At 38.6% G+C, this 5,563-nt stretch carries 1 protein-coding gene and 1 pseudogene; both read left to right on the forward strand.

Going from position 1 to position 5,563, the window contains the following annotated elements:
• A partial coding sequence (locus ACFIKE_RS08015) for a Vomp family autotransporter (protein WP_375649136.1) occupies positions 1-2,607 on the forward strand: 2,607 nt, incomplete at its 5' end.
• Between the two features lie 798 nt (positions 2,608-3,405).
• Positions 3,406-5,563 (forward strand): annotated as a pseudogene (locus ACFIKE_RS08020) (hypothetical protein); the annotation flags it as partial.

Here is a 5,563-nt window from a genome sequence, read left to right on the forward strand (position 1 = left end):
ATTAAAGAAGCAAATAGCTTTGCAGTTCTTTATGATAAAAATGCAGATGGTACCATTAATTATAATAGTGTGACTTTTGGTGGTAATAAGACTACGGCACCAGTTGCTCTCCATAATGTACAAGCTGGTACAATTGCAGAAGGGTCGAATGATGCAATTAATGGCAGCCAGATTAATAAAATATCCGGAGATGTTGCAAACTATTTTGGTGGTGATGCGGAATTTAGAGATGGTGCTTTTTTAGGACCACAGTATAATTTATCTACAGTTTCTGCCGAAGGTTCTGGAGAACAGAAAATCTTTTATAATGTTGGTGACGCTTTGACAGGGCTTGATGCAAATGTAAAGAATGTTAACAGTCGCTTAACATATGTAGTCAATGACTTTACTCAGAAAATTGATGGTGTTTCTAAAGATTCTCTCTTGTGGAGTGAAGATGAACAAGCATTTGTTGCTCTTCATGTAGCAAACGGAGAGAAGACAGACAGCAAACTCACATTTTTGAAGGATGGAGACATTTCTGCTAACTCAACGGATGCTGTAAATGGTTCGCAGCTCTTTACGACTAATCAGAATATTGCCACTGTTACGAATGATCTAGCAAAAATTTCTCAAAATACATCTCAATATTTGGGCGGTGGTGCAGATGTGGTCACTAATAAAGCACCAACCTATACGATTCAGAACACTGAATATAACGACATTGGTTCTGCTTTTAGTACTGTTGATAATTCTATCACGAATATCCAAAATCAGATTACGAATGCGACGAAAAATAGCCTCGTTAAGCAGGAGGAAAATGAAGGTACTATCACTGTTGGTAAAGCAACAGGTGGGACTGAAATCAGTGTTGCGAACAAATCAGGTGGTGCTCGTACAATTTCCGGTGTGAAGGCAGCGGTTAATAATGATGAAGCTGTTAATAAAGAACAACTGGATGGTCGTATAGCGGATATCAGCAACAGTATTAATAATATTAAAGAGGGAAGTGCTTTTGCAGTTCTCTACGATAAAAATGCAGAAGGCACTGTCAATTATGACAGTGTGTCTTTGGGCGGCGATAAGAGTCAAGGACCAGTTGCTCTCCATAATGTACAAGCTGGTACAATTGCAGAAGGGTCGAATGATGCAATTAATGGCAGCCAGATTAATAAAATGTCCGGAGATGTTGCAAACTATTTTGGTGGTAATGCAGAATTTAGAGATGGTGCTTTTATAGGACCACAGTATAATTTATCTACAGTTTCTGCGGATGGTTCTAGAGAACAGAAAATCTTTTATAATGTTGGTGACGCTTTGAGTGGGCTTGATGCAAATGTAAAGAATGTGAATAGTCGCTTAACATATGTAGTCAATGACTTTACTCAAAAAATTGATGGTTTTTCTAAAGATTCTCTCTTGTGGAGCGAAGATGAACAAGCATTTGTTGCTCTTCATGTAGCAAACGGAGAGAAGCCAGACAGCAAAATCACATTTTTGAAGGATGGAGACATTTCTGCTAACTCAACAGATGCTGTAAATGGTTCGCAACTTTATTTGATGAGTAATCAGCTTGCTGCGTATTTTGGTGGTGGCGCTGGCTATAATAATGGACAATGGATCGCTCCTACTTTCAAGATAGCACAATTCAATAATGACGGCAGTTCTGGTGAGAAGAAGACCTATCATGACGTTGCCAATGCTTTTGACGGCGTGAGTGAGAGTATGTCCAAGATAAACAATCGCATTCAAAATGTTGAAAACAATGTCTCGTCCAATGGTTTAAATTGGAATGAACAGAAAAAAGCCTATGACGCTAGTCATGATGGTCAACAAAGTAAGATTATCAATGTAGCAGATGGTAAAATTGCAGAAGGTTCAAAAGATGCAGTCAATGGCGGACAGCTTTGGCAGACCAACGAACGTATCACTGGCGTTGAGAAAGATATTAAGCATATCGAAAACAGAGTCGACAATATTTCCGCTACGGTTACGGATATTGGTGAAACGGTTTTCCATATTGAAAACAGAGTTGATAATATTGAGAACACGGTTAATAATCTTTCTGATGGTGCAGTTAACTATGATAAAGATGCTGATGGTAAAAAGACCAATAAGATCACTCTAAAAGGTGGCAACGAAAGTGAACCTGTTATGATTGATAATGTTGCGGATGGTCGTATTGAGAAGGGATCAAAAGAAGCTGTAAATGGTGGTCAGCTCCATGGCTACACTGAGCAGCAGATGAAAATTGTTCTTGATCAATCAAAGCACTACACAGATCAACGGGTGAATAATATCGTTATCGATGCTATTGATGATGCTGTTGATCGGGCTAACCAATATACAGATATGAAGTTTAATATTTTAAGTTATGACATTAAGAGTGTACGCAAAGAGGCAAGACAAGCAGCCGCTGTTGGTCTAGCAGTATCCAACCTACGTTACTTCGACGACCCAGGATCTTTGAGTGTCTCATTTGGTAGCGGGGCATGGCGTGGACAATCTGCGTTTGCTCTTGGTGCTGGTTATACATCTGAGAACGGAAAAATCCGCTCTAATCTCTCTGCTACGAGTGCTGGTGGTCACTGGGGAATAGGTGGAGCAATTACTCTGAAAATAAAATAATACGAACAACGAAAACAGAACCAAATAATCACCCTTATTTATTGAAATGAGGGTGATTTTTTTTTACAGACGTACAGTATTTATCTAGAGATAAGCATAATATTTGATGACGATATAAACTTTAAGGTTTTATAGAAGACCCTTATATGCTTTTATTGCAAAAATATCACAAATAGAATCCATATTGCTAAAAAGTTATATTTTTATGTTGCTATTTTCTTGAACAGTCTATAACGATACGGAAATGTATATTAGTAAGACTCATTTTGATAAAATAACTTTCAAAGGGAAGATAAGTAGTGCGTAAAAATAAAAGGCACATCACAGAATCACGCATATATCATTACATGACATTTTAAAAAGAGAAAACCTAAATAAAAAACGATTTTCCAAGGAATCTATATCCCGAACATATTACAATTTCTTTTTACTTTACTTGTTATTAACAAAAAAATGCTTTCTAATAAAACTAAAACCTTTTTCAAAGGATTTTATAGTAGAGACTACAAAGTAAAAAGTAATATTAAATATGCAATACCTCTTTTTTATTTAGGAAAAACAGCACATCAAAACCCATAGACTTTAAATGCATTACCTTTATGTCCACAAAACATGAACCAAAAACAAACATTTAAGTCTCAATACAGAAAGCACAAACAAAAGAAGATCAAAGACTCAAAACGTTCACACGCTAAGCAACGATCCTCCATTCTGAATTCCGAGAAGATCAATAATGCTAAAATGTGTCTTTTTTATGTTTTGGAGGTGTTTTTAAGTTTTTTCATTGGAGAATTTATTATGAAAAAATCATATGCCACACTAGCACACGATGATGCAAATGGGATTCATTTTCCTTATCCGTTGTCTTTGGTGAGGGCGCTTTTGTTGGCTGCAATGGTTGCGTTTTTATCGAATGTTTCTCCTAGTTTTTCGGCAAATGTCGATGTAAGCAAAATATTCCTTGAAGGTGTCGAGAGCGCTGTTGTAGGAGCTCCACGAAATGTTATCTCTGCTTATGATGGCGATAACAGTGAGTTAGATGCTTCTAATGCATCAAAGGAAAATTATATAACAGCGTTGAATGTTGCGACAACACCTAAGGTGGATGCTACCAGTGACTACGCAAATTTTCTGGTCAATACTCTTTCTAGTAACAGTGATAATAATTCCACAATAAATACTTTGACACCAAGACAACTTATTCCTGTTAGTGAACTGCAGCGAGACGCGAAAGCTGATCAAGGTATTATGTTGGGCGATACTGCAAAGGCAACTACTTACTCAAGTATTGCAATAGGTAGAGATGACCCAGATTGTAAAACTGCAAGCGGTAAAATTGGTTGTGTTGGAGCGAGGGCAGCAGCTGAAAGAGCAATAGCTATCGGTTTATCAGCTGAAGTTAAGAATTATCAGGGGATTGCTATTGGTGTTAGTACATTGGCGGCTGGCAGTGCTATTGCTGTAGGTCCTTTTACACAGGCGACAGAAAAAAATGCTATCGGTTTGGGGAATAGTGCAGAGGCGACAGGTTTGAATAGTATTTCTATAGGACACTCGGCGCACTCTTTGGGTCAGCATAGTATCGCAATAGGTTCTGATGATATTACAAATAAATATCCAGATGATTATACAACTGCGAAGAGTGATTATTCGATTGCATTAGGGCGTGTTTCTAAAGTCAGAGGACAAGATGGGATTGGTATTGGTCGGCGTTCATCGGTATGGGATGATGCTAAAAATGGCATTTCTATCGGTTACTATTCAAAAGCGCAGGCGTTGGATAGTATCGGGCTAGGTCACGAAGCTTTGGGGATGGTGGAAGGGAGTGTTGCAATAGGAAGCTATACTAGAGCTAATAGGGCTGCTGGTGTTCCGGGTTATACTTCTGTGCTGCAGGGACCTGCAGTAAATACGGCATCTTATTGGAAATCTACATTAGGTGCTGTTAGTGTTGGTGATATTGATGCTGGCAAAACGCGCCAAATTACAGGTGTAGCGGCTGGTAGTGAAGATTCAGACGCAGTGAATGTAATACAATTGAAAGACTTAGAAAGGGTCGTAAGAGAAAACGGTTGGAAACTCTCTGTTGGTGGTAAAGATGCTAAAACAGTCATTATGGATAGCGGAGTAGATTTTTCCACTGGAAGTACAAATCTTAACATTACAAAAGGCGATAAAGATAATAATGTAAAATTTGATTTAGCTCAAGATGTTGCATTAACGAGCTTAAAGGCAGGCACAACCACCCTAGATGCAAAAGGTCTGGTCATTACTGATGGTCCGAAAATAACGACCGATGGTATTGATGCTGGAGGTAAAGAGATAAAGAAAGTTAAGGCTGCAGAACTCACTGAGACTTCACAACAGGCAGTGAATGGATCGCAGTTATTTACAACAAATAAGGAAATTGCTGATGTAAGAGATAGTATCCTTGTTAAGGAAGAAGAAGAGATAACTTTAGCGCGTAGTCTCCGTTCGGGGGAATCGACTGTTATCACCATTGCTAAGGGATCAGGCGGCACTAAACTTAGTATTTTCAACAAAGACGGTAAGGAACGGACAATCGCCGGTGTGAGTTCTGGTGAACTCTCAGGAACCTCGACAGATGCGGTTAATGGTTCACAGCTTTTTACCACCAATGAAAATGTTACTAAGGTTGCTGAACATACAGCAAAATATTTAGGCGGAGGTGCCAAGTATGAGGGTGAAGCGTGGACAGATCCAAGTTTCAAGGTTAAGACTGTTAAGGAAGATGGCACTGAAGAAGATAAAAGCTATTCTGATGTAGCTTCTGCCTTTGAGGGTGTAGGGACTTCTATCACAAATGCAAAAAAAGAGATTATCAATCAGATTACTAACGCGAAAAAAGATTCTTTGAGCTGGAGCGAAGCAGATAGTGCCTTTGTAGCGACGCATGGAGAAGGAGAGAAAAAAGGCAATAGCAAGATTAAGTATC

The sequence above is a fragment of the Bartonella sp. MU70NMGDW genome, from assembly GCF_042194085.1.
In the GTDB taxonomy this organism is placed as follows: domain Bacteria; phylum Pseudomonadota; class Alphaproteobacteria; order Rhizobiales; family Rhizobiaceae; genus Bartonella; species Bartonella grahamii.